Here is a 20559-nt window from a genome sequence, read left to right as displayed (position 1 = left end):
CTAGTTAAAGCCACTTGATATAGTTCTTCAAAGTGGCAATTACATTGCCTTGCTCGGACAAAGCGCAAGTTATGAACCGATCTCTTTGTTGATGACAATCTGCTCTTACTGCTTCCGATCTATCGAGATAGGTTTGAACGGCTTGAATGTGTTGATGTCCACGCAGGCGATACCATCCAGCTTAGTTCTGAGTTCAGCGCTGAAAGTGACTAGCTGCTCGACAAGAACCTCACGGTCGCTTAAGCAACCTTTAATTACCATCAGTTCTCCCAGAGTCCACTCGTAGAGATTTCTGTCTGCATTGTTCATGAGCGCAGTCAGTTCGTTCTTGGTTCTTATGAGTTGGTTGATATAACTGTTGTCGATTTCCTGGCTAATATTCTGGGTAATCGCAGAGATATAATTTTGTATTTTTTCGTCATAAATGTTGTCGATTTGCTGGCTGATGTAGTGCTGAAGTTCAGCATTATTATTGACCAAGTTCTGGGTAATTACTCTGTTGAATGTCTCTCGGCTACCTATTGTGTTGATTAGTTCATCGACGTGCTGTATAACCAGACTCATAAAAGTCCGATTCCAATCGTTGCGGAGGTTCTCAATTTTGTTGTTAGTTTCAGTACTGTTGGCAACTAAGTTGAGAATCTGGTTGTTCATTTCAGTGTTGCTGGTTACACTGTGCTGTAAGCGCTGGTCGATGTACTGCTTTAATTCCTGATTATTCTGAACAAGGTTCCGAGCAATCACTTGCATGTGATTGTGTATTTTTTGCTCAAAAATGTTGTCGATTTGTTGGCTGATGTAGTGGTGAAGTTCAGCATTATTATTGACAAGCTTCTGAGTAATTACTCTGTTGAATGACTCTCGGCTAGCTATTGTGTTGATTACTTCATCTCCGTGCTGTGTAAGCAGACTCATAAAAGTCCGATTCCAATCGTTGCGGAGGTTCTCAATCTTGTTGTTAATTTCAGTACTGTTGGCAACCAAGTTCTCAATCTTGTTGTTAATTTCAGTTCTTCTGCCTCGACGTTCCTTAAGTAACCACCAAAGTAATCCTAGTAAAGGAATTCCTGCTAGCAAGAGAAGCCACCACCAGGGAAATCCTTGCTCGGTTGCCTCACTAGTAGATGTAGGTACAAGCGCAATTTGACCATTAGGTGCAGGACTGGGAGAAGAACCAGTGGCTACTACTGACGTTCCTGAAGTTGAAGCACTCGTTATAGATTGACGCACTGCCTCAGCTTCCTGCTGTTTGGCAGCTGCTAAAATTTCCTGTCCCGGTGCTGAAGTTGCAAAGCCCAGAAAGGCAAGCATTCCTGGAGTGGCAGTTTCTTTTCGATAGACATAGCCCCGAGGTTGGGAGTAGGGATAACGGGGGTCCGAGGGCATGGTTTTGTGCATGGGAATGACCCGGACATTCGGCAAGCTGAGTACTTGATCTGCGATCGCATAACTGATTCCATCCTTGCCGAGTGCCGACACAATGGTTGCAGTGTCGTCCTGGGACAGCGTGGTTGTGTTAGCTCCATTCTTAAACGGGGCTTTTTTGAAGATATCATAGGTGCAAGCGCGATCGCCGCGTGTCCCCCCACTCTGGATGGTCAATAAATCGAATCTTACCAGGAGTGCCTCCTAAGAGTGACCAGTTAGTTATCTCGCCTCGAAACATCTTCGCGAACTGCTCGAAGGTGAGGTTTTTCTTAAATGGATTGTCAGAACCTACAATAATCGCGATCTTCTCCCGACTAACAGGAGTGGCAACGAGTCCCTGAGCCTTCTCCTTATCCGTGAGTGGGCGTCCAACCGCTGCCATCTTGTTTTACTGCTGGTGTACCTTGAGAAGTTTCTTCTTTTGTTGTTTCAGATTTTTCGTTTGACTTGACTTCTGGGGTAGTGAGTGGTGTCATGATGGCAAAAATTATGGTGTTCGGTTTTCCCCACCACAAAATTTAAAAAAACTATAAATTTAGTACCTAGTATCGGCTCGCCGATTCATTCCATCACCAACGTATACGTATGGTGAGAACATTCATTCTTGGGCGACACCTAGTAAAACAACCAATTCTCAGGTAATGGGGAATGGGTAATGGGGAATGGGTAAAAACTATTCCCGATTCGCTATTCCCAATTTGCAATTCGCGCCTTTTCCCCATTCCCTAGTAAAATAGCTTGGCATTGCCTTTACATCTAGAGGTTAAGAATCATGGCTCAAGCTAAGATTGGGATTATTGGTGGCAGCGGTTTATACAAGATGGATGCACTTAAAGATGTAGAGGAGGTGCATGTTGATACACCGTTTGGTTCACCGTCTGATGCTTTGATTCTGGGAACTGTGGACGGGACGCAGGTAGCTTTTTTGGCGCGTCACGGTCGCAATCATACGCTTTTGCCTTCTGAGTTGCCTTTTCGTGCGAATATCTATGCGATGAAGCAACTAGGTGTGGAGTATTTAATTTCCGCTAGTGCGGTGGGTTCGTTGAAGGAAGAAGCTAAACCACTGGATATGGTGGTTCCGGATCAGTTTATTGATCGAACCAAAAATCGGGTTTCAACTTTCTTCGGGGAAGGAATTGTAGCTCACATTGCTTTTGGCGATCCGGTTTGTCGCAATTTAGCTGGAGTTTTGGGGGATGCGATCGCTTCTCTCAATTTACCAAATGTAAGTCTGCATCGCGGTGGCACTTATGTCTGCATGGAGGGACCGGCATTTTCAACTAAGGCAGAATCGCATCTTTACCGCAGTTGGGGTGCAACTGTAATCGGGATGACGAATTTACCAGAAGCGAAGTTAGCGCGGGAAGCGGAAATCGCTTATGCAACTTTAGCGTTGGTAACAGATTATGATTGCTGGCACTCAGATCATGATAGTGTGACGGTGGAAATGGTGATTGCAAATTTACAGCGGAATGCGGTAAATGCTCAAAAGGTGATTCAAGAAACTGTGCGACGGTTGAGTGAAAATCCGCCGTCTAGTGATGCTCATTCAGCCTTGAAGTATGCAATTTTGACAAATTTGGAAAAAGCGCCAGCGGCAACGAAAGAGAAGTTGAGGTTGTTGTTGCAGAAGTATTTGTGAGGGTTGGCGTTTATGAAAATGCCCTCACCCTAGAAGGGTGGGGCTATACAAACAAAGCCCACCTTCGTGGGCTATTATAAGCTAGCCTTTTATTAATTTCTGAAAGCGATCGTCTTGGCGAAGTATGTCAAAGTCTGGATTAGTTTTTGCCAATTCTCGGTGTTTATCAACTTTTAAATTAATTGCTTGTTGCAGGCTTTCAAGTGCTAAGTCATGATTACCTTGTAATGCGTGACAACGAGCTTTATGATGGTAAGCCCAATGGAAATCTGGTTGAAGTTCTAGAGTTTTATTATAGGACGCGATCGCATCATTATATCTTTGTAATTTTCTTAGGGCATTACCACGACCAAACCAGGCTATATATTGGTCATATCTTATCTCAATTCCTTTATCATAGGATAAAACTGCTTCTTCGTAACGTCCCAATTTTCTCAGTGTCCAACCGCGATTTACCCAAGCACAATAAATTTCCGGTTGTTTTTCAATTACTAAATTATAACTGGCAAATGCTTCATCATATCGACCTTCAACAAAGAGCGCATCACCTTGTTTTAAATAATCATTTGCTGTGAAAAATAATTGCGGATTGCCACCTTTTAATTTTTCTAGTTGTGTTGTCAATTCTTGGATTTTTTGCTGAATTTCTGGATGAATGTAATCTACAACTAATGAAGGTGCGGGTGTCAATGCAGATAGCTGTTGAAATATTTGCTCCTTTTGAGTTTGGGCATCTACAAAAAGATTATTTAACTGAGATAATTGTCCGACAAAATCTGACTTTAATATTTCTAGCTCTTGTTTAAAAGCTTCTGTTTGTTTTTGCAATTCTATGGCTACTTCTTTTTGTAGTTGTGCGTCCACTTCCTCTTCTAGTCGCTTTTTTGTTTCCGCTACTAATTCACTAATGACGCTGCGACGAAGTAACCAAAGACCAGCCGCTGCTAAAATTGGTAACAAAGTCAATACGACTAGCATAATATTCAGTAAAGTTGCAGTGTGCCCAAAAGCACGATCTACTTCGTTGTCAACTTGCTCGCTTATTTCTAATTTTTCTTGAGCCGATAGAGTTGGTGTCGCTGTCGGTATTTGACTCGGTTGAGCAGTAGCAGCACTAGCAGATAATAGAACTAGAGAAAGCGCTCTTGCAACTTGATTGTTGATTGTCATGATAATTTACTCATTATAAGCCCAGTAAACACAGTTATATACCAAGCTAATTAAGTGAATTACGCATTTTTATAAGTAAGAAACGTTCGCCCAAGGCAAAGTTGCCGTAGGCTACCGCCAAGTCGCCAAGGACACAGAGGTTAGAAGAAGAGAGAGGTTGTACGTACTGCCTTATTAAACCACCTGAAAAATAAAGCTGAGACTTGCCCAATTATTCACATCAAAGGCGTAAAAATCGCTACTTTGGCTGGTTGTCTCCCTCGCTGCGCTGGCGTTGTGCAAGTCTTGCAAAAGGGCTTGGGCTACTTCTAAGGGTTTGGACAATTCGATAATCGGTTGTTTATCTGCGGTGGAATATTTAGCAGCTTGAACGGCGGCGAGGGTTTGGGTGAAGGGTGCGGTGCTAAAAATTACTTGGTGTTCGTATTCGTCAGCGGAACCGGGAATCACCCATTCGGAATTAGTGCCACTTTTTGGTAAGGTGATAATTTCACCAGGGGCGATGACGATTTCTTTCAGGGGTGGTTTTGTTTGGGCGTTAAGTTCTTGACTGCGGGAAGTGGGGTAAAATGCGATCGCTGTCCTACTACTATTTAATCCTAGCAGCATCAAATATATCGGGCGATCGCTCAAATTTTCTACGCGGTATTGCATCCGGCTACCTACAGGTACGGTGGGAACATATCCGGCTTCGCTGCTGAGTAATTTCTTACTCGATTGTGCAGTTACTCGCACTGTTTCGCGTTGCATGACTACACGAGGCGTTATAGCGCTAATTATCTCTAAACTAGCTTTGACTGCCAAGCGAGAAGAACCTTCATTTTCTGTCAGTCGCCATAATTTCGCCGCTAGCAAAGTTTGCAATCTTCGTTCTAAGCGTTGTACTGCAACTTTCGCTGCTTCTCCATCTTCTCCTGCGGTGTTGGGAATCAATTCGCAGGAGAGAGAAAATAAACCGTAACGACTGGGAGATGCTGGTGAATCGGGAATTTTTGTTTCTGGTAATTTCCCAAATACATAATCGGCTGGTTGTTCTCCCGCAATTACACTAGATACGCGAGAAATCGTCGCAAAACCACTGGTAGCATCTACGCGCTCAATTCTTTCTAGTTTAGTACCCAGAGCAACGCTTAAGTTAATATTTTTGGGTAAAACTCGCTTTTGTTCTTGGACTAATTGCCCGACTTTAATCGGAGTTGCACTTTTAGTTTCGTCGGAGATTTGCGCTTTTGCGGTTAATCCGTTACGCGATCGCAATACAATTTGTATATTCGCATCTTCGCTCACTAAACTCAGTCGCGAATTGACTCCATAATACTCCAGCACTTGTAAAGGTATTCCGCCTAACCACACTTGGACTGTTTTACCATCCTCTTCTATTGCTGTAATTACTCCTTGGGCACCAATGATGCTTTCTGTAACAAAATTATCGCTCAGTAACTTTGATTGATTTTTTTCGCTATTTAATAACCCTGGCTGCTGTTTACCATCGAGTTGGCGTATGGAACTTCCCACTTGCGACAAAGTGTGAATAATTGTCGTTACTGGAGTTGCTTCCCACAAATACTGCGTCAAGGCGTAGGTAAATAATCCTACGCTGAAACCAGATAATAGTATTTCCCTCGCCAACTCTTTGGGGTTCGAGGTCGCAGATAGCAGCAGCGCTGGGCGATCGCTTATACTTTTGCTTTTAAGTTCTTTTTGAAAGTCGAGTTCTGCTGTTGCGAATTCGGCTTTTGCCGGCATTTGGTAGGCGCGAATTAAAGAAGCTGTTGATGGAGCGATTAATGGCGCATGATAGCTTGTATCGAGTATTGCTGTTACTCGTGCGGGAAGCGATCGCCACAATAACATCAATGTTTCTTCTAATAAACAATTGACTTTAGGACTGTTTTGTGATATGTAAGTTCCATCAAAGGGAATGAGAGTGTTTACCAGGGATTCTTCTGCTGCGTTTAATTTAACGCGGCTGCCATAACCGCTAAAGTGGAAGACAACCACATCCGATGGTTTAGCATCTTGAACCAGATGGTCTAAAAAAGCATTTTCAATTTTTTCTCTGGTAGCTTGTTCATCAGTCAAAGTCAAAATATCTGACTCTTGAAAGCCAAAGCGGTAAATCAAAAGTTCTTTTTGCAGTTCGACATCAGTTAAACAGCCCCCAAGTGCTAAATTTTGGGGATATTTATTGATACCGATCAATAACGCTAGTTTACGCGGGCTGGGTTGTGCCAAAGCTTGGTAATAGCGATTACCTAAGGACAACCATCCAGCCTCAGTCACTCCCAACGCCGCGAGTATAAAGCCAATCCGTTGTAAAAACGTTCGTCGCTTCATCATTATTTATTAACCTACCCTACTGCAAGCCACTTCGGATCTAAGGAACATCAGTTATCAGCTTAAGGGGCTGAAGTTTGTAGGGTAAAGAAAAACTTAGACTTGTTTAACTTTACTATATGTGCATATACCAGCTATCTTCCACGCGCATTGCCCGTGTCAATTCTGCTGCTACTTCCGGACGAGAAAATTCTGGTGGAGGTGATTCACCTCGACGCAGCATTTCGCGTACTTTTGTTCCTGACAAGTGAATCCGTTCTTCTGGTTTGCTGGGACTGGTTTTCGTCGTCGCCATTTGCTTGGTGCGGGTACAATAAAAAGCGTGTTCAAACATCATCGGTATAATCCCTAATTCGCTGGGATCGAACTCATCAAAGATATGTTGAGCATCGTATGTGCCGTAGTAGTTACCTACGCCAGCATGATCCCGTCCGACGATAAAGTGAGTGCAACCGTAGTTTTTGCGGACTAAAGCATGAAAAATCGCTTCACGCGGACCTGCATAACGCATCGCTGCGGGATTGATTGCTAAAATTACGCGATCGCGGGGATAATAGTGATCCAGCAAAATTTCATAACAGCGCATCCGCACATCAGCAGCAATGTCATCATCTTTTGTCGCTCCGACCAAAGGATGCAAAAATAAAGCATCCACTGTTTCCAAAGCGCACTTTTGGATATATTCATGAGCGCGGTGGATCGGGTTGCGAGTTTGAAAACCAACAATTGTTTTCCAGCCATTGACTTTAAACATCTCTCGTGATTCGGCTGGATCGATTTGGTAAGTGGGAAACTGGGGATGGGGTTTGCGTTGTAATAACCATATGTCGCCGGCGAGATTTACAGAACCTTGGTTGTACAGTACTTGCACTCCCGGATGGTTGATATCATCGGTGCGGTAGACATTAATTGCTTCAAGCTTCTTGTCGTAGCGGTACTTTTGCGTCAGTTGCAAAACCCCGATAAACTCACCTTTGGGGTTATCCAAGCGAATCAAGTTGCCTTCGGTAAGTCCTGAAGCAATTTCTTCGCTGACCGACAGTGTAATCGGAATTGACCACACAACACCGTTAGCGAGACGCATTTGACTGACAACGCGATCGTAGTCTGATTGATTCATAAAACCCGTCAGAGGACTAAAACCGCCGATCGCGATCATTTCTAAATCAGAAACAGCTCGCTCATCAAGCTGCACTTGCGGCAAAACATCAGCTTTCGAGAGAAATTCCTCTCTTTGCTCTGCGCTAGCAATGCGATTCACCAACTGTCCACCGTGGGGAGCAATGGTATCTGGATGGTAACTCAACGTAACCCCTTTTTTGCAACGTAATTATTTTTAACTCATGTACTAACTTATCAAAATGCTGGTACGTAGAGAAAAAAGATTATCCGGAGGGGAGAGGGGAGGGTGGGAGTGGGGGACTTTGATTATTTAACTCAACATATTATACGCCCTCAGGCTGGAAGCCGCTGGCTCAACATACAAAGCCCACCTTCGTGGGCTATAAAACTCTTCATTTTTCCCAGCCCACGCAGGTGGGCTTTGTCCGTATAGCCCTACCCTTCCAGGGTAAGGGGTATTGGTGCATTCCGCGTTCGGGGGAAAGATGTTAACCTACATCATCATGGGCAAAGCGGTTAAAGAGAAAGTCTAAAGCATAGTTACGCAGTTGATAATATTGGGGATCTTCCATAATGCGAGAGCGATCGCGTGGACGCGCAAAAGGAATAGACAAGACTTCGCCAATTTTCGCATGAGGTCCGTTGGTCATCATCACCAATTTGTCTGCTAAAAAGAGCGCTTCATCGATATCATGGGTAATCATCAACACCGTACAGCGGTTATCACCCCAGATTTTCAGCAATTCTTCTTGTAATTCTTCTTTGGTGATAGCATCTAACGCTCCAAAAGGTTCATCTAAAATTAACACTTTCGGACGAATCGCCAAAGCACGAGCGATAGAAACCCGCTGTCTCATCCCCCCAGACATTTGCGGTGGTTTTTTGTCCATCGCGTCAGCTAGTCCCACCATCGCTAAATGATCGCGGACGATCGCTCTTTTTTCGGCTTCGGGTTTGTTGGGAGAAACCGCGTTAACAGCCAAGTATATATTTTCAAAAGCAGTCCGCCAAGGTAGCAAGGCATAATTTTGGAAGACAACCATCCTGTCTGGACCTGGTTTGGTAATCGGTAGTCCTTCTAGCAGCACTTCTCCGGAAGTGGGAAAGTTAAAACCGGATACCATATTTAATAGTGTCGATTTGCCACAGCCAGAGTGACCGATGACGCAAATAAACTCACCCTGTCCGACATTCAGGTTAACACCATCGAGTACGGTGAAGGGTCCTTTCTTTGTCGGATAAACTTTAGAAACATCTTTAATTTCGAGAAAAGGCTTGCGGAGGTTGTTAGTTTGAGTATCTAATGGTTGTCCGATGTTGGTTGTTCTTAAAGTGCGGTTTTGCATGGCGTTTTAAAAGTTAAAAAGGTCATCGTTGAGGTTCAGAAGGTCATCGTTGAGGTTCAGAAGGTCATCGTTGAGGTTCAGAAGGTCATCGTTCGAGTTCAGAAGGTCATCGTTGAGGTTCAGAAGGTCATCGTTCGAGTTCAGAAGGTCATCGTTGAGGTTCAGAAGGTCATCGTTGAGGTTCAGAAGGTCATCGTTGAGGTTCAGAAGGTCATCGTTCGAGTTCAGAAGCTCATCGTTGAGCTTTTAAGTGAGTCCCAACAACCGCCTGGGGTTATAAACCCCAGTCTCATAGCTTAAGTCCACGCTTTGTGGACTACTCCCTTCCCGCTATAAAATTACCTATCTTCTTTTCCTTCCTCCTTCGTGTCCTTCGTGTCTTCGCGGTTCGTTAAATAGGTATTCTTTGAGCGGGAAGGGACTAAAACCTTTACCCAGTCGTCTTTAGACGACTTTAACTATTAGCCTCAGAATTTATTCTGAGGCGGTTGTTGGGATTGGTGCAAGATGTTACTCCCTTCCCGCTCGAAAAATACCTATTTAACGAACCGCGAAGACACGAAGTACACAAAGGAAGAAGAGAAAGAAGATAGGTAATTTTGTAGCGAGAAGAAAGTAGTTGAAATAAACTTAGGCTATAGGCTGTGGAACTTATAGTACCTGGCGGTTGAGCGCACACTCTGTAAAAAAGTACATTTACGCTACTCTCCTCGTGGGTGTATCCAGAATTACTTCAGCCACAGAAACATCACGTTTAATCTGCAAGCTGTTAAGATAAGCGATCGGATCGTCGGCATTAAACGGAGTTCCATCGAACAGTTGGATCGGTTGACGAGTGTAGCTAATATCTAAACCTAACTCGCGAGCTGCGGTGCTGAAGACGCGAACTCGACAGACTCTTTCGACAACTTCCACCCAATTTCTCGGAAAGGGAGTATCACCCCAACGCGCTAATTGACTCATAATCCAAATTTGCTCGGTGCGACTGGGACGATTGATGGCATCATCAGAGTAAAATTGATGATGGGCATAATCGCGCAGCGGATAATCTAAGCTACAAGCGGCGTAATTCGGATCTTCGATTTGAATGTACTCGATATCGTTGCTGACATACTCCCGCCGTGCTAAAATTTGCCGAATCTCTAGAGCATTTTCCGGAATTGCACAGTAATAACAAGCTTCTAGCAAAGCTTTGGTTAAGGCGATGTGGGTGTTAGGGTAAGTTTCTGCCCAATCTTCGCGCACACCGAGAACTTTACCAGGATGTCCCCACCAAACTTCTAAGTCGGTAGCGATCGTAAAGCCAACTTCTTCCACCGCAGCGCGATAGTTCCAAGGTTCACCCACGCAGTAACCATCTATACTGCCTGCTTTCAAGTCGGCGACCATCTGCGCTGGCGGGATAGTCTTCATATCCACGTCTAAATCGGGGTCGATTCCCCCCGCAGCTAACCAATAGCGCAGTAGCAAATTATGCATTGATGCCGGATGCACTACGCCCATTGTGTGGCGTAAGTCGCGGGTGCGAAGCAGGTAATTTTTGAAGTCAGATAAGCTTTGCACACCTTCTTCATAAAAGCGTCTCGCTAAGGTGATGGCGTTACCGTTGCGGGTCATGGTGAGGGCAGTAACTACGGGTAAAGGTTGGTTGTTATGTCCTCCTAAGGTCAACCACATCGGCATTCCTGAGGGCATTTGCGCCGCATCTAAATAACCGCCGGTCATGCCATCAACGATACCGCGCCAGCTGCTTTCACGCACGAGGGTAACTTCATCTAAACCATGTTTGGCAAAGAAGCCTTTTTCTTTAGCGATCGCCAAAGGAGCGCAAGCAGTAAGGGGTAAAAAGCCAATTTCTAGGTTAACTTTTTCTAAGCCATGACGAGCAATATTAGCAGTTTTCCGCGCTCGAATTTTCTTGATGCGTTTTTGCTGATTGAGGAAGTAAATCATCTCACTTCGCAAGCTGTAGTAACTCGGATGTTCGACTACTTCCATCCGCTTGCGGGGTCTGGGAATATCGACTTCTAAAATGTCGCCAATTTTCGATTCCGGTCCATTGGTCAACATCACAATTCTGTCAGATAACAGCACCGCCTCATCGACATCGTGTGTCACCATCACGGCAGTAACTTCATTTTCTTGACAAATTTGCATCAATTGTTCTTGCAAATTGCCGCGTGTGAGTGCATCCAATGCACCAAATGGCTCATCTAGCAATAGTAACTTAGGACGAATCGCCAAAGCGCGAGCGATCGCTACCCGTTGTTTTTGTCCCCCAGATAACATCCCCGGTTGTTTATCAGCATGGGGACGCAAACCCACCATATCAATATGTTTTTCGACAATTGCTTTGCGTTCACCCGCCGGCATACCCTTCATCACTGAGTCTACAGCAAGAGTAATATTTTCTCTCACCGTCCGCCAAGGTAACAGCGAATAATTTTGAAACACCACCATTCTATCTGGACCTGGTTTGGTGATTCTTTGTCCTTCCAAAGTCACAACACCTTCACTTGGCAAATCCAGACCGGCAATCATATTTAACAAAGTCGATTTACCGCAACCGGAGTGACCAATTAAAGAAACGAATTCTCCTTTTTTAATCTCCAGATTAATACCTTTGAGGGCGATATACTTACCACCGCCGGTTAATTCAAAAACTTTATCAATTTGGTCAACAGCAACAAAGATAGACATAGCAGTTTGGGGAATGGGGAATGGGGAATGGGGAATGGGGAGGAGGGGGGAGACAAGGGGGAGGGGGAGACAAGGGAGAGGAGGGAGACAAGGGAGAGGGGGGAGATGGGGGGATGGGGAGAGAGAGACAGGGGGAAAGAATTATTCTCCTTGTCTCCTTGTCTCCTTGTCCTCCTTGTCTCCTTGTCTCCTTGTCTCCTGTCTCCTTGTCATCCTTGTCCCCTTGTCCCCTTGTCCTCCCTGTCTTACTTCTGTTCTGCTGGTAAAATCTTGTGTTGAATCCACGCCATGAGTTTATCTAGCAGCAGACCGACAACGCCGATGTAAACTAGAGCCAAAATAACTTCACTGACGTTGTTATTTTGATAAGCATCCCAGATGAAAAAGCCAATCCCGACAATACCGGACATAACGATTTCGGCGGCAATAATCGCCAACCAAGCCAAACCGATCGCAATTCTCAATCCGGTGAAAATGTAAGGTAAAGCTGCGGGAATCAGAATGTTTGTGAAATATTCTTTGCGGCTAAGTTGCAGAACTTTGGCGACGTTGTTGTAATCTTGGGGAATTTGAGTTACACCGACAGCGGTGTTAATTAAAATGGGCCAAATTGCGGTGATGAAAATTACGAATAAAGCAGCGGGTTCGTTTTGTCGCAAAGCTGCTAAGGAAATCGGCACCCAAGCCAAAGGTGGTACAGTCCGCAGTAGCTGAAACAGAGGATCTAAAGCTTTGGACATTGTTTGATTCACACCGATCAAAATGCCCAAGCCAATACCAACAATCGCCGCTAAAGTATAGCTAATCGCAACTCTTTTCAAACTGGCTAAAATCTGCCAAAACAAGCCCTTATCTATCCCACCGTTGTCATAAAAGGGCCAAAATATCAATATCCAAGTATCTTGAATCACCTGTATTGGACCCGGTAGAGTTGCGCCAGGAATCATAGCAAATAATTGCCAAAGAACTAAAAAGATAGCGATCGCAACAGCCGGAGGTATCAAATTAGGAAACTGCTTCTTCAACCGAGAAATAAAACTATTATCTAACCTAGCGCCACCAGGACGTTTTTGAGCAATTGTCATTGTCTGTATTCTCCTAAAATTTATTTCTTTCTTCTAGTCTGCGTAGGCAGTGAGTCCAGCGAGAAAGGGAGGGTTTCCCTCCGCAGGCGACTGGCGAACCCGAAGGGACTTCGTTTGTATAGCCGCAGACTTTAGTCTGACAGCTTATTTACCTAAACAGTAACCTTCTTAATCTTCAAACTTCTGAGATATTCTTCTGGCTTCTCAGGGTCAAACTTAACACCATCAAAAAATTCTTCCACCCCACGCGAAGTACTTGTAGGAATATCAGCGGCAGCAATTCCAGCTTCTTTCGCAGCTTCTTTCCAAATATCTTCGCGGTTGACTTTATCGATTAATGCTTTAGCATTAGTCAAGTATTCTTTCGGCAAAAATCCCCAGCGAACATTTTCAGTAATAAACCACAAATCATGACTCTTGTAAGGATAAGAAACACTACCTTTTCCATCTTTCCAGTAATAAGCCGCCATAGATTTATCATCAATTTTGCGACCATCACCCATGTCATACTTACCTTGGAATGGTTCAATCAAAACTTCCGCAGGAAGATTAAAATAATTTCTGCCAGCGAGAATTTGAGCCGCTTCTTTCCGGTTATCAAAATTATCTAACCATTGTTGAGCCGCCATAATTCCTTTTAAAATTGCTTTGGTTGCCTTGGGATTTTTGTCAACCCAGTCAGCTTTCATAGCAAAGTATTCTTCGGGGTGATTCTTCCAAATCTCTGCGGTTAATGCTGCCATGTAGCCAATTTTGTCTTTCACAAGACGATTGGGCCAAGGATCGCCGGTACTAAAGGCATCCATCGTTCCCGTCTTCATGTTGGCGACAGTTTGCGCTGCTGGTACTGTCAGCAATTTGACATCGGCATCCGGATCTAAACCGCCGGCAGCTAACCAGTAACGAATCCACAAATCTTGGTTGACATGGGGAAAGGTAAATGCAGCGGTGAAAGGTGTTGAGGATTTGAGTTGCGTAAATAAAGACTTAGCGCCGGCAAGTTGCAAACTAATACCTTTGCCTAGGTGCTTGTTGGCGATCGCAATTCCATTTCCATGCGTAATCAACTGACACAACACATACATGGGAATTTTTTGATTGCCTTTGGTAATTAAACCTTCGCTAATTAAATGCGGCATTGGCATTTGCCATTGTCCGCCATCAATTCCACCACCAGCAGAACCAATTTCTATATTGTCCCGCGCTGAACCCCAAGAAGCTTGTTTGGAAAGGTTAACATTGGTCATGCCATACTTGGCAAAAAAGCCTTTTTCTTTGGCAATAATTAACGGAGCCGCTTCTACAATTGGGATATATCCTAACTTAACTGTAGTCGTTTCTGGTTTTTGTTCTGGAGTTAAATTGGCAACAGTTTGAGCCGCTGGCTGTGCCTGTACACTTTTACCTGTAATGCTTGCCGGGGGATTTCCCAAACAGCCTTTGAGGAACACAGCACCCGCAGAGGCTCCGGCTGTTAATATAAATTTGCGGCGAGAAAATTGATTAAAAAATTCTGTCATAATCACTCCAAAACTGGGAACTTTATTGTTTTTAAGTACGACAAATTAAGCAGAGAAACAAGAAATGTTTCTGGCATTTTCAATGGCAATTTTCAGCTATAACTAATAAGCAGATATGCGCCTTTTCCAGTAGAAAAGACTCGTTGACTGCTTAAAGAGAAACTGTGGTTAATTTATTTATTGCTCTTTGGTGTCAACTTTGGGGATCGCTCACCTTGTTGAAAACAGTTTACAGGTTTTAATGTCAAATTGATATCTTTTAAACTGTAATTATTAAATAAATATTATATTGGAACTATAAGTAAAAACTTATAGTTCAGTCGCAAATGCCGGATAAAACTTGAATATATAGCTTTTTCTTTATGACAATTATTACTTTGATACTATGAGTGAATGCTTTTAGGCTCTTTTTATTCGTTTTTCATCAATATATATAGATAATTATTTATGAATGGTGTGGAGTAAATTTATATAGTAAGTTTTTTAACTTTGCATCAGACTCGTTCCCAATCTTAGACTGGGAACGAGGAAGACGAGGAAGCGATAAATCGCTTACTACGGTCTTAAATCATTAGATAATTCCACAATACCGCGATAGCCATCGATTCTGACTCGTTGACCATCTTGCAGCAACCAGGTAGCACCGCGTACATCCATCACTGCTGGTATACCATATTCACGAGCAACGATCGCCCCGTGAGATAATCTTCCACCAGCTTCGGCAATTAAGCCACCAGCTCTAACTAACAGCGGTGCCCAGCCGGAATCGGTATAAGGCACTACCAATATCGTATCTCGGTCAATCTCTGGTATATCTTGTAAATTCCGCAACACCTTGACTCTTCCCTCGGCTTGTCCGTGACTGGCGGGAATGCCTTGTAATATTTGATCGGAGGTTATCTTAGAAAGAGCTAGCGGCACGGGGGGAGCATTGCCGTAAACTAAAAGAGGTACTTGATTTAATTGACTGTCTTCTGTAAGTTGCGATCGCCTAACTAATACTGACTCTTGCAACTGATTAATCAATCGAGCATCCCAATTCTCTATCAATTGCCGCACTTCATTCAATTCCAGAAAAAAGATATCTCCTTTTTCTTTCAACAAGCCGGCTTCTAACCAAATCTTCTCTAAAGCCAAAAAACACCAGCGCAACTCACCTAACAAGCGCGAGTATACCTCAGTAACTCGTCCTTTGAGATCCACGCGCTGCTGTACAAATCCTCGCTTTTTCTTTTGTTTTCGCGGACGATAAATTCCTTCTAAATTATCTATCAGCGGTTGGTTATCCTGCATCAACTGCACAAATAACTGCTTTATCGCTTGGGGATCTTCCTTCCAGGTGGGAACGGCAATATCAGTTCCGACTTCACTTAAATAGCCGTAATCTTGAAGCAATTCGTCAAATTTTTCTAAAATCTTCTGCCCTTCGGGGGTTGGCGCTAATTGCTCAAATACTTGCTGTGGTTCAACTTCAGGTAATACCTGTTTGGCATCTGCGGCTAATGCACTCAACTCGCGCATTGCTGCTACTTCTGGTGTGACGCTGTTATCAATTTTGCCATCTTTTACCCGAAAAATTCCTTGACGCAGCGCTACACTCAAAGGAGCTAAAATACTGTAATAAGTCGCAATTCGCAGCAATTCTAAGATAAAGTCAATTCTCTTTAACAGTCTCGGCGGATCGAAGTCATCGATAAATTCTTGCGTCAACTGCGACAAACCAGGCACAAATCTTCTGTGATAATCGCGCTTAAAGTCTTTTTCTAAATTTAATTCGCGTCTGAGCAACTTCGCCAATCCGGGTAGATTCTTCAAGGTAGAATCCAAAGGCGGTTTACTCATCTTGGAACCTCTGGTTAAAAATTCCAGACTTTCCGGCGGTAAACCCATTCTTAAGAAAATCTGCCCTAAGAGGGATGCATTAAAATATGCTCTAGAATAATGAAGCGTGGCGGTTTCTTTAAAGTCTAATCCATCAGCGCGATCGCCTAAAACGATTGTAAAAAGTTCTCCCCAAACGCCGCAAGTTAAAGGACGGTTAATCGACCAAGTTAAAGGACGAATCAATCCGGGAATTACTTCGGCGGCGATTTTGCGAGTCCAAATTGGTAGTAAAGTGGTGATAGGTCGTGCTTGTAATATCCAAAGTGTTTGACCGTCGTAACTCCACTCGATATCTTGGGGAATGCCGTGAAAACGTTCTTCTAGATGTCGGCATAAGTAGGCAACTTGTTTAAGTAAAGCTTGCGGTACTTGTCCAGTGCCTTCTAATTGCACAAACTTAAAATTTTCGGTTTCGACGACAAAAGCGCGATATTGTTCTGGTGTGACTCTTCCGGAAACGATTTGCGTCGGACTTCCTGGTAAAGCTTCAATGACGATCGCTTCTCCTTGTCGAGTAATCGGATCGCGGCTGAAAGCTACCCCAGAATATACACTTTGGACTTGTTGTTGAACTAGCACTGCCATTGCTGCTTCTTGGGAACCGCGATCGCGTCGATATTGCATCGCAGTTGGTTGATTGTAAGAAGCTTGAGTCAGGGCGATCGCTTCTCGCAACTCTTGTTTGTTGGTAACATTTAAAATTGTTTCATACTGTCCGGCAGCAGAAGCTTGTTCTGAGTCTTCCCCAATCGCCGAGGAACGCACCACCAGAGGCGATAATTCTGAAGGATACATAATTTCTACTAATGCTTCTGCGTCGTCAGAAGGTGCCAGTACCCACCCTTTCGGCACTGGATAACCCCAGCGCTTAACTTGAGATAAAGTAGCTGCCTTTTGTCCGAATAATGCAGCATCCAAATCGTCATCTAAAGAAACAATATTTGTCTGACCGCGCAAAAATTTATTAGCTGCTTGCGAATCTTTTTGCGCGTTTTCGGTTGGTAAATTCAAGTCATCCGGAATTCGTTTATAAATCCAGCCAAGTAACACCGCTAAAGCGACAGCAGCGATGATTTTCGGTAAATCCTGAGCGTGGAAAAGTGTCACAAGCAAAGGAAACAATACCAAAACGCCGTATTTTGCCAATTTTTTGTTGCGAACAACACTAAAGGTAATAGTTACCAGAAAAAGCACAAATCCAGCTACCAGCGGATCATGTACCGCAAATCCCCAAGCAACATTTGTCGTTCCTGCACCTTTTGCTACCCAGTATCGTCCTACTACTAAGGCAATCAGGGCAATCAATTCCCAAGCCGATCCCTCTCCAAAGAAAGCACGGGCAAGTAAGACAGCGGCAATTCCCTTTAACGCTTCTGACAATACCGCCAGAATTCCTACTAGTCTGCCACCGTGATAAAATGCGGCTGAAACACTAATATTACCAGTACCTACGTGTGCTAATTGCCGCCCATTTAAAGCTTGGGTAATCCAGTCAATTAGCGGTAGTGCCCCCAGGAGAGGGCAAACAATTAAAATAATTAAGGCACCCCAGAGTTCAAGCATTGTACGTTGTGGGTTTGAGATTTATAGTCTTGGCTCTTTGTGCCGTCAACAAAGGCGATTTTTTCATATAGAAACCAAGGGCAGATGCATCTAAAATTTTGGATGCCTTTGCCGATAAGGGTTACAAAAATTAATAAATATAAATACTTGGTGGTCGAAACCGAAGTCAAGTACTATAAGTAATTTAAAAATAATATAGGTAGACGCCTGCGTTTAAGCTTAACTGCGTTCCTGTGTCGATCGCATCTAGAATACATTTCACACCCTGTTTTCACGATAGCCAGATTTAACTTCTTATATGTGAAATTTAAACTCGAAAATATAAAATCTTTATAAATTATTTTCAGAGCGTTTTAGGTAGCTGGTGAGAAACACTTAAGACAAAGATAGATTGGTCAGAATTTTAAATTTGGCAAACTTTCCTTGCGAGTGTCCCTCAACAGCTGTTAATATCCTTAGTTTATCGCATAGGCAGCTTGCAGCGCCCAAATAATTAGAGCAGCGATCGACCCCAAAAGCAGCACGGTAGAGATAGTTACCGCTTTTGGAGAATCTGCGCCCTTAAACTTCATGATTCCTCGGTTTAAGTCGGACATAGCGATGTGCGCCTCCTTTGATAAGCGTGCTCATTTGCCCGCTTTGATTGTAGTCTTTCTATTTGCATGTGCAACTAAACTTAAATTAATTTTCAGCAAAGCTGGGCAAAATTTACATCAATAATATTACCTATGCCTTTAGACGTAGATTAAGGCTGAGACAATTTTGTGACCAAGCCCCGTTGGGGCGGGGTGTGGGGTGTGGGGTGTGGGGTGTGGGGTGCATAGATAGCCCCAACGACCAGTGGTAAACATACGCCCCGATCAGGCGAGGACGATTGCATTGGTCGGGGAATCATACGCCCCTTCCCTAGCCGTCTTCTCCCCTAAACCCTACCCCCTACACCCTACACCCTTCTTGTTGACTGATATCAATCAGTCAGATTTACCGTAAATACACTTAAAGCGGAATCTAAGCAAGATTGAAGTAGTTAAGTATATATTGCAACTAGTTTTTGAGAATTTTTGGTAGAATTTATTACTTTGTGTCACCGTTGAGGGCGTTGAAAGGTGAAAGTTGCGCTTGTAATAATTTTGATGGTATTAGCCGCACTGTTTGTGATGATAGAGGTAGGACTGCGATCGCTTTTTGGTTTTGGCAATCCTCCAATTTACATCGGTGATCAGCAGATTGGTTATTTGTTAGCACCAAACCAGCGTACTCGTCGTTTTGGTAATCGCATTGAAATTAATCAGTATTCTATGCGAGGTGCGCCAATAGAAAAAACTTGTTCACCCTCAACGCTGCGGGTGCTGCTATTAGGCGATTCTATCGCCAATGGTGGCTGGTGGACAGACCAAGATAATACAATTTCTAGCTTGATGATGCGTTCTTTGAGAGCGGCAAATATAAGTAAATATCAGGAAGTCGAAGTGCTGAATGCTTCAGCTAACTCTTGGGGACCGAGAAATGAATTAGCGTATTTGCAAAAGTTTGGAACTTTCAACGCTCAAGCGGTAGTGTTACTAATTAATACCGATGATTTGTTTGCTACGGCTCCGACATCTTTACCAGTAGGACGCGATCGCAACTATCCAGATAGTAAACCGGCTTTAGCGTTGGTGGAAGTATTTGAGCGACAAATACGAAAACAAAAGTTAATTCCAGAATTGAAAGCAGTGCAAAATGAGAAAGGCGATCGCGTCGGGATTAATCTCGAAGCAATTAGCAAAATTCAAGCACTGACTCGTGAAAATAACTGTGAATTTCTCTTGGTGATGACTCCCTTACTGCGAGAAATTGGTAAACCAGGTTCACGCGATTATGAAATTACCGCACGTCAACGACTCAAAGATTTTACCGAAGCGCAGCAAATTACTTATATAGATTATCTGCCGACATTTAACGCCATCAAAGAGCCAAAATCTATCTATCAAGACCACATTCACCTTAACTTACAAGGCAACCAGTTAGTGAGAGAGAAAATTGAGCTTAAGCTTCTTGAGTTATTGGGACATGGTACACCACATTAAGCTTGATTTAATGGCGATATGTTTGTAGAGACGTTCCATCCAAACGTCTCTACTGTTGATATATATTTCCATGAAGCAAACGATCAACAACAGAGAAACTCTAGCAAAATAAGAATATTAGTTTTACTTACATCTTGCACTAATGCACCTCAGGCTGAAGCCTGGGGCTATACGAACGAAGTCCGCCTACGCGGACTCAAAGAAACTCAAGGCTTTTAAAGCCTGCCTACGCAGGCTTTGTACGTGTAGCCCTACCCTTCTAGGGTAGGTGCTATTGCGGTTGTTAAATAAATGTCTTCGTGTGGTTTGAGGGTTATTTCATTACCTGTAGACATGGCGAGGCAAACAACATGGATACTAACAAACTCCTGAATCAATATGCAGCGGGAGAACGGAATTTCAATGGAGCAAATTTGCATCAAGCAAACCTTTCTGATGCGGATTTGAAAGGTGTAAATTTAGGTGGAGCCGATTTGAGCGGAGCTGACCTCAGTCGAGCCGATTTAAGTGGAGCCGATTTGAGTCGGTCAAACTTAACTGATGCAGACCTAAATGGAGCCAACTTAAAGGATGCAAATTTGAGTGAGTTGACACTCCCACGGCTACGAAAACATCGCTTCGCTCGTTTTCATAAAAAGCCGTGGGATTCTTCCTTCAACCAGCCAACTTACTTAAAGGAGTTTCCCCACT

Annotated in this window: 17 protein-coding genes; 4 read left to right on the top strand and 13 right to left on the bottom strand. The window is 43.6% G+C overall.

The window, feature by feature from the left end; genetic code table 11:
• Positions 1 to 105: 105 nt before the first annotated feature.
• From AABK37_RS00770 to AABK37_RS00760, 3 genes are read right to left on the bottom strand one after another with little or no spacing between them, the layout of a single operon-like run.
• On the bottom strand, positions 106 to 1602 hold the full coding sequence (locus AABK37_RS00770; protein WP_432549712.1) for a hypothetical protein: 1497 nt from the start codon (positions 1600 to 1602) through the stop codon (positions 106 to 108).
• On the bottom strand, positions 1553 to 1810 hold the full coding sequence (locus AABK37_RS00765; RefSeq protein ID WP_432549711.1) for a substrate-binding domain-containing protein: 258 nt from the start codon (positions 1808 to 1810) through the stop codon (positions 1553 to 1555). The genes AABK37_RS00770 and AABK37_RS00765 overlap by 50 nt, the downstream gene beginning before the upstream one ends.
• On the bottom strand, positions 1779 to 1904 hold the full coding sequence (locus AABK37_RS00760) for a hypothetical protein (RefSeq protein ID WP_432549710.1): 126 nt from the start codon (positions 1902 to 1904) through the stop codon (positions 1779 to 1781). The genes AABK37_RS00765 and AABK37_RS00760 overlap by 32 nt, the downstream gene beginning before the upstream one ends.
• A gap of 296 nt (positions 1905 to 2200) precedes the next feature.
• Between AABK37_RS00760 and AABK37_RS00755 the strand changes: the two genes are divergently transcribed.
• Positions 2201 to 3073 (top strand): S-methyl-5'-thioadenosine phosphorylase, encoded by an 873-nt coding sequence (locus AABK37_RS00755; protein ID WP_432549709.1) that lies wholly within the window; start codon positions 2201 to 2203, stop codon positions 3071 to 3073.
• Positions 3074 to 3154: 81 nt separating this feature from the next.
• On the opposite strand, the gene AABK37_RS00750 is transcribed toward AABK37_RS00755, so the two are convergent.
• The 4 genes from AABK37_RS00750 to AABK37_RS00735 all read right to left on the bottom strand — a co-directional run bounded on the left by AABK37_RS00750 (position 3155) and on the right by AABK37_RS00735 (position 9048).
• Complete coding sequence (locus tag AABK37_RS00750; protein ID WP_432549708.1) at positions 3155 to 4243, bottom strand: tetratricopeptide repeat protein; 1089 nt, start codon at positions 4241 to 4243, stop codon at positions 3155 to 3157.
• A gap of 174 nt (positions 4244 to 4417) precedes the next feature.
• A complete protein-coding gene (locus AABK37_RS00745; RefSeq protein ID WP_432549801.1) occupies positions 4418 to 6580 on the bottom strand; it encodes a caspase family protein in 2163 nt (720 codons plus the stop codon).
• A 115-nt stretch (positions 6581 to 6695) separates the two neighbouring features.
• Positions 6696 to 7886 (bottom strand): sulfate adenylyltransferase, encoded by a 1191-nt coding sequence (gene sat, locus AABK37_RS00740; protein ID WP_432549707.1) that lies wholly within the window; start codon positions 7884 to 7886, stop codon positions 6696 to 6698.
• A 304-nt stretch (positions 7887 to 8190) separates the two neighbouring features.
• Complete coding sequence (locus tag AABK37_RS00735; protein WP_432549706.1) at positions 8191 to 9048, bottom strand: nitrate ABC transporter ATP-binding protein; 858 nt, start codon at positions 9046 to 9048, stop codon at positions 8191 to 8193.
• Between AABK37_RS00735 and AABK37_RS00730 the strand changes: the two genes are divergently transcribed.
• A complete protein-coding gene (locus tag AABK37_RS00730; protein ID WP_432549705.1) occupies positions 9043 to 9348 on the top strand; it encodes a hypothetical protein in 306 nt (101 codons plus the stop codon). The two genes, AABK37_RS00735 and AABK37_RS00730, sit on opposite strands and share 6 nt — an antisense overlap.
• A 396-nt stretch (positions 9349 to 9744) precedes the next feature.
• Here AABK37_RS00730 and AABK37_RS00725 read toward each other — a convergent pair whose 3' ends face one another.
• The 6 genes from AABK37_RS00725 to AABK37_RS00700 all read right to left on the bottom strand — a co-directional run bounded on the left by AABK37_RS00725 (position 9745) and on the right by AABK37_RS00700 (position 18396).
• Positions 9745 to 11748, bottom strand: a complete 2004-nt coding sequence (locus tag AABK37_RS00725; RefSeq protein ID WP_432549704.1) for a nitrate ABC transporter ATP-binding protein — start codon at positions 11746 to 11748, stop codon at positions 9745 to 9747.
• Positions 11749 to 11889: 141 nt separating this feature from the next.
• On the bottom strand, positions 11890 to 12033 hold the full coding sequence (locus AABK37_RS00720; protein WP_432549703.1) for a hypothetical protein: 144 nt from the start codon (positions 12031 to 12033) through the stop codon (positions 11890 to 11892).
• Positions 11994 to 12833, bottom strand: a complete 840-nt coding sequence (ntrB, locus tag AABK37_RS00715) for a nitrate ABC transporter permease (RefSeq protein ID WP_432549702.1) — start codon at positions 12831 to 12833, stop codon at positions 11994 to 11996. The genes AABK37_RS00720 and ntrB overlap by 40 nt, the downstream gene beginning before the upstream one ends.
• A gap of 152 nt (positions 12834 to 12985) precedes the next feature.
• Positions 12986 to 14353, bottom strand: a complete 1368-nt coding sequence (locus AABK37_RS00710; RefSeq protein WP_432549701.1) for a CmpA/NrtA family ABC transporter substrate-binding protein — start codon at positions 14351 to 14353, stop codon at positions 12986 to 12988.
• A gap of 555 nt (positions 14354 to 14908) precedes the next feature.
• Entirely contained in the window at positions 14909 to 17800 is a 2892-nt protein-coding gene (locus tag AABK37_RS00705) for a glycerol-3-phosphate acyltransferase (protein WP_432549700.1), read from the bottom strand.
• 455 nt (positions 17801 to 18255) lie between these two features.
• Entirely contained in the window at positions 18256 to 18396 is a 141-nt protein-coding gene (locus AABK37_RS00700; protein WP_039752672.1) for a hypothetical protein, read from the bottom strand.
• A 510-nt stretch (positions 18397 to 18906) separates the two neighbouring features.
• Between AABK37_RS00700 and AABK37_RS00695 the strand changes: the two genes are divergently transcribed.
• Together AABK37_RS00695 and AABK37_RS00690 are read left to right on the top strand one after the other, a co-directional pair.
• Positions 18907 to 19869, top strand: coding sequence for an SGNH/GDSL hydrolase family protein (locus AABK37_RS00695; RefSeq protein ID WP_432549699.1), 963 nt, complete (start codon positions 18907 to 18909; stop codon positions 19867 to 19869).
• Positions 19870 to 20219: 350 nt separating this feature from the next.
• The coding region (locus AABK37_RS00690) for a pentapeptide repeat-containing protein (RefSeq protein WP_432549698.1) at positions 20220 to 20559 on the top strand (340 nt) is incomplete at its 3' end.

Origin of the sequence: Tolypothrix sp. VBCCA 56010 (genome assembly GCF_050875635.1) — a bacterium.
Classification (GTDB): domain Bacteria; phylum Cyanobacteriota; class Cyanobacteriia; order Cyanobacteriales; family Nostocaceae; genus Hassallia.
This window is presented reverse-complemented; position numbering and strand designations above follow the sequence as displayed.

Bases quoted from the DNA above. Each gene is read 5' to 3' on its own strand.
- AABK37_RS00765 (WP_432549711.1), bottom strand. From the start codon at position 1,810: ATGGCAGCGGTTGGACGCCCACTCACGGATAAGGAGAAGGCTCAGGGA.
- AABK37_RS00760 (WP_432549710.1), bottom strand. From the start codon at position 1,904: ATGACACCACTCACTACCCCAGAAGTCAAGTCAAACGAAAAATCTGAA.
- AABK37_RS00755 (WP_432549709.1), top strand. From the start codon at position 2,201: ATGGCTCAAGCTAAGATTGGGATTATTGGTGGCAGCGGTTTATACAAG.
- AABK37_RS00750 (WP_432549708.1), bottom strand. From the start codon at position 4,243: ATGACAATCAACAATCAAGTTGCAAGAGCGCTTTCTCTAGTTCTATTA.
- AABK37_RS00745 (WP_432549801.1), bottom strand. From the start codon at position 6,580: ATGAAGCGACGAACGTTTTTACAACGGATTGGCTTTATACTCGCGGCG.
- AABK37_RS00735 (WP_432549706.1), bottom strand. From the start codon at position 9,048: ATGCAAAACCGCACTTTAAGAACAACCAACATCGGACAACCATTAGAT.
- AABK37_RS00725 (WP_432549704.1), bottom strand. From the start codon at position 11,748: ATGTCTATCTTTGTTGCTGTTGACCAAATTGATAAAGTTTTTGAATTA.
- ntrB (WP_432549702.1), bottom strand. From the start codon at position 12,833: ATGACAATTGCTCAAAAACGTCCTGGTGGCGCTAGGTTAGATAATAGT.
- AABK37_RS00710 (WP_432549701.1), bottom strand. From the start codon at position 14,353: ATGACAGAATTTTTTAATCAATTTTCTCGCCGCAAATTTATATTAACA.
- AABK37_RS00705 (WP_432549700.1), bottom strand. From the start codon at position 17,800: ATGCTTGAACTCTGGGGTGCCTTAATTATTTTAATTGTTTGCCCTCTC.
- AABK37_RS00700 (WP_039752672.1), bottom strand. From the start codon at position 18,396: ATGTCCGACTTAAACCGAGGAATCATGAAGTTTAAGGGCGCAGATTCT.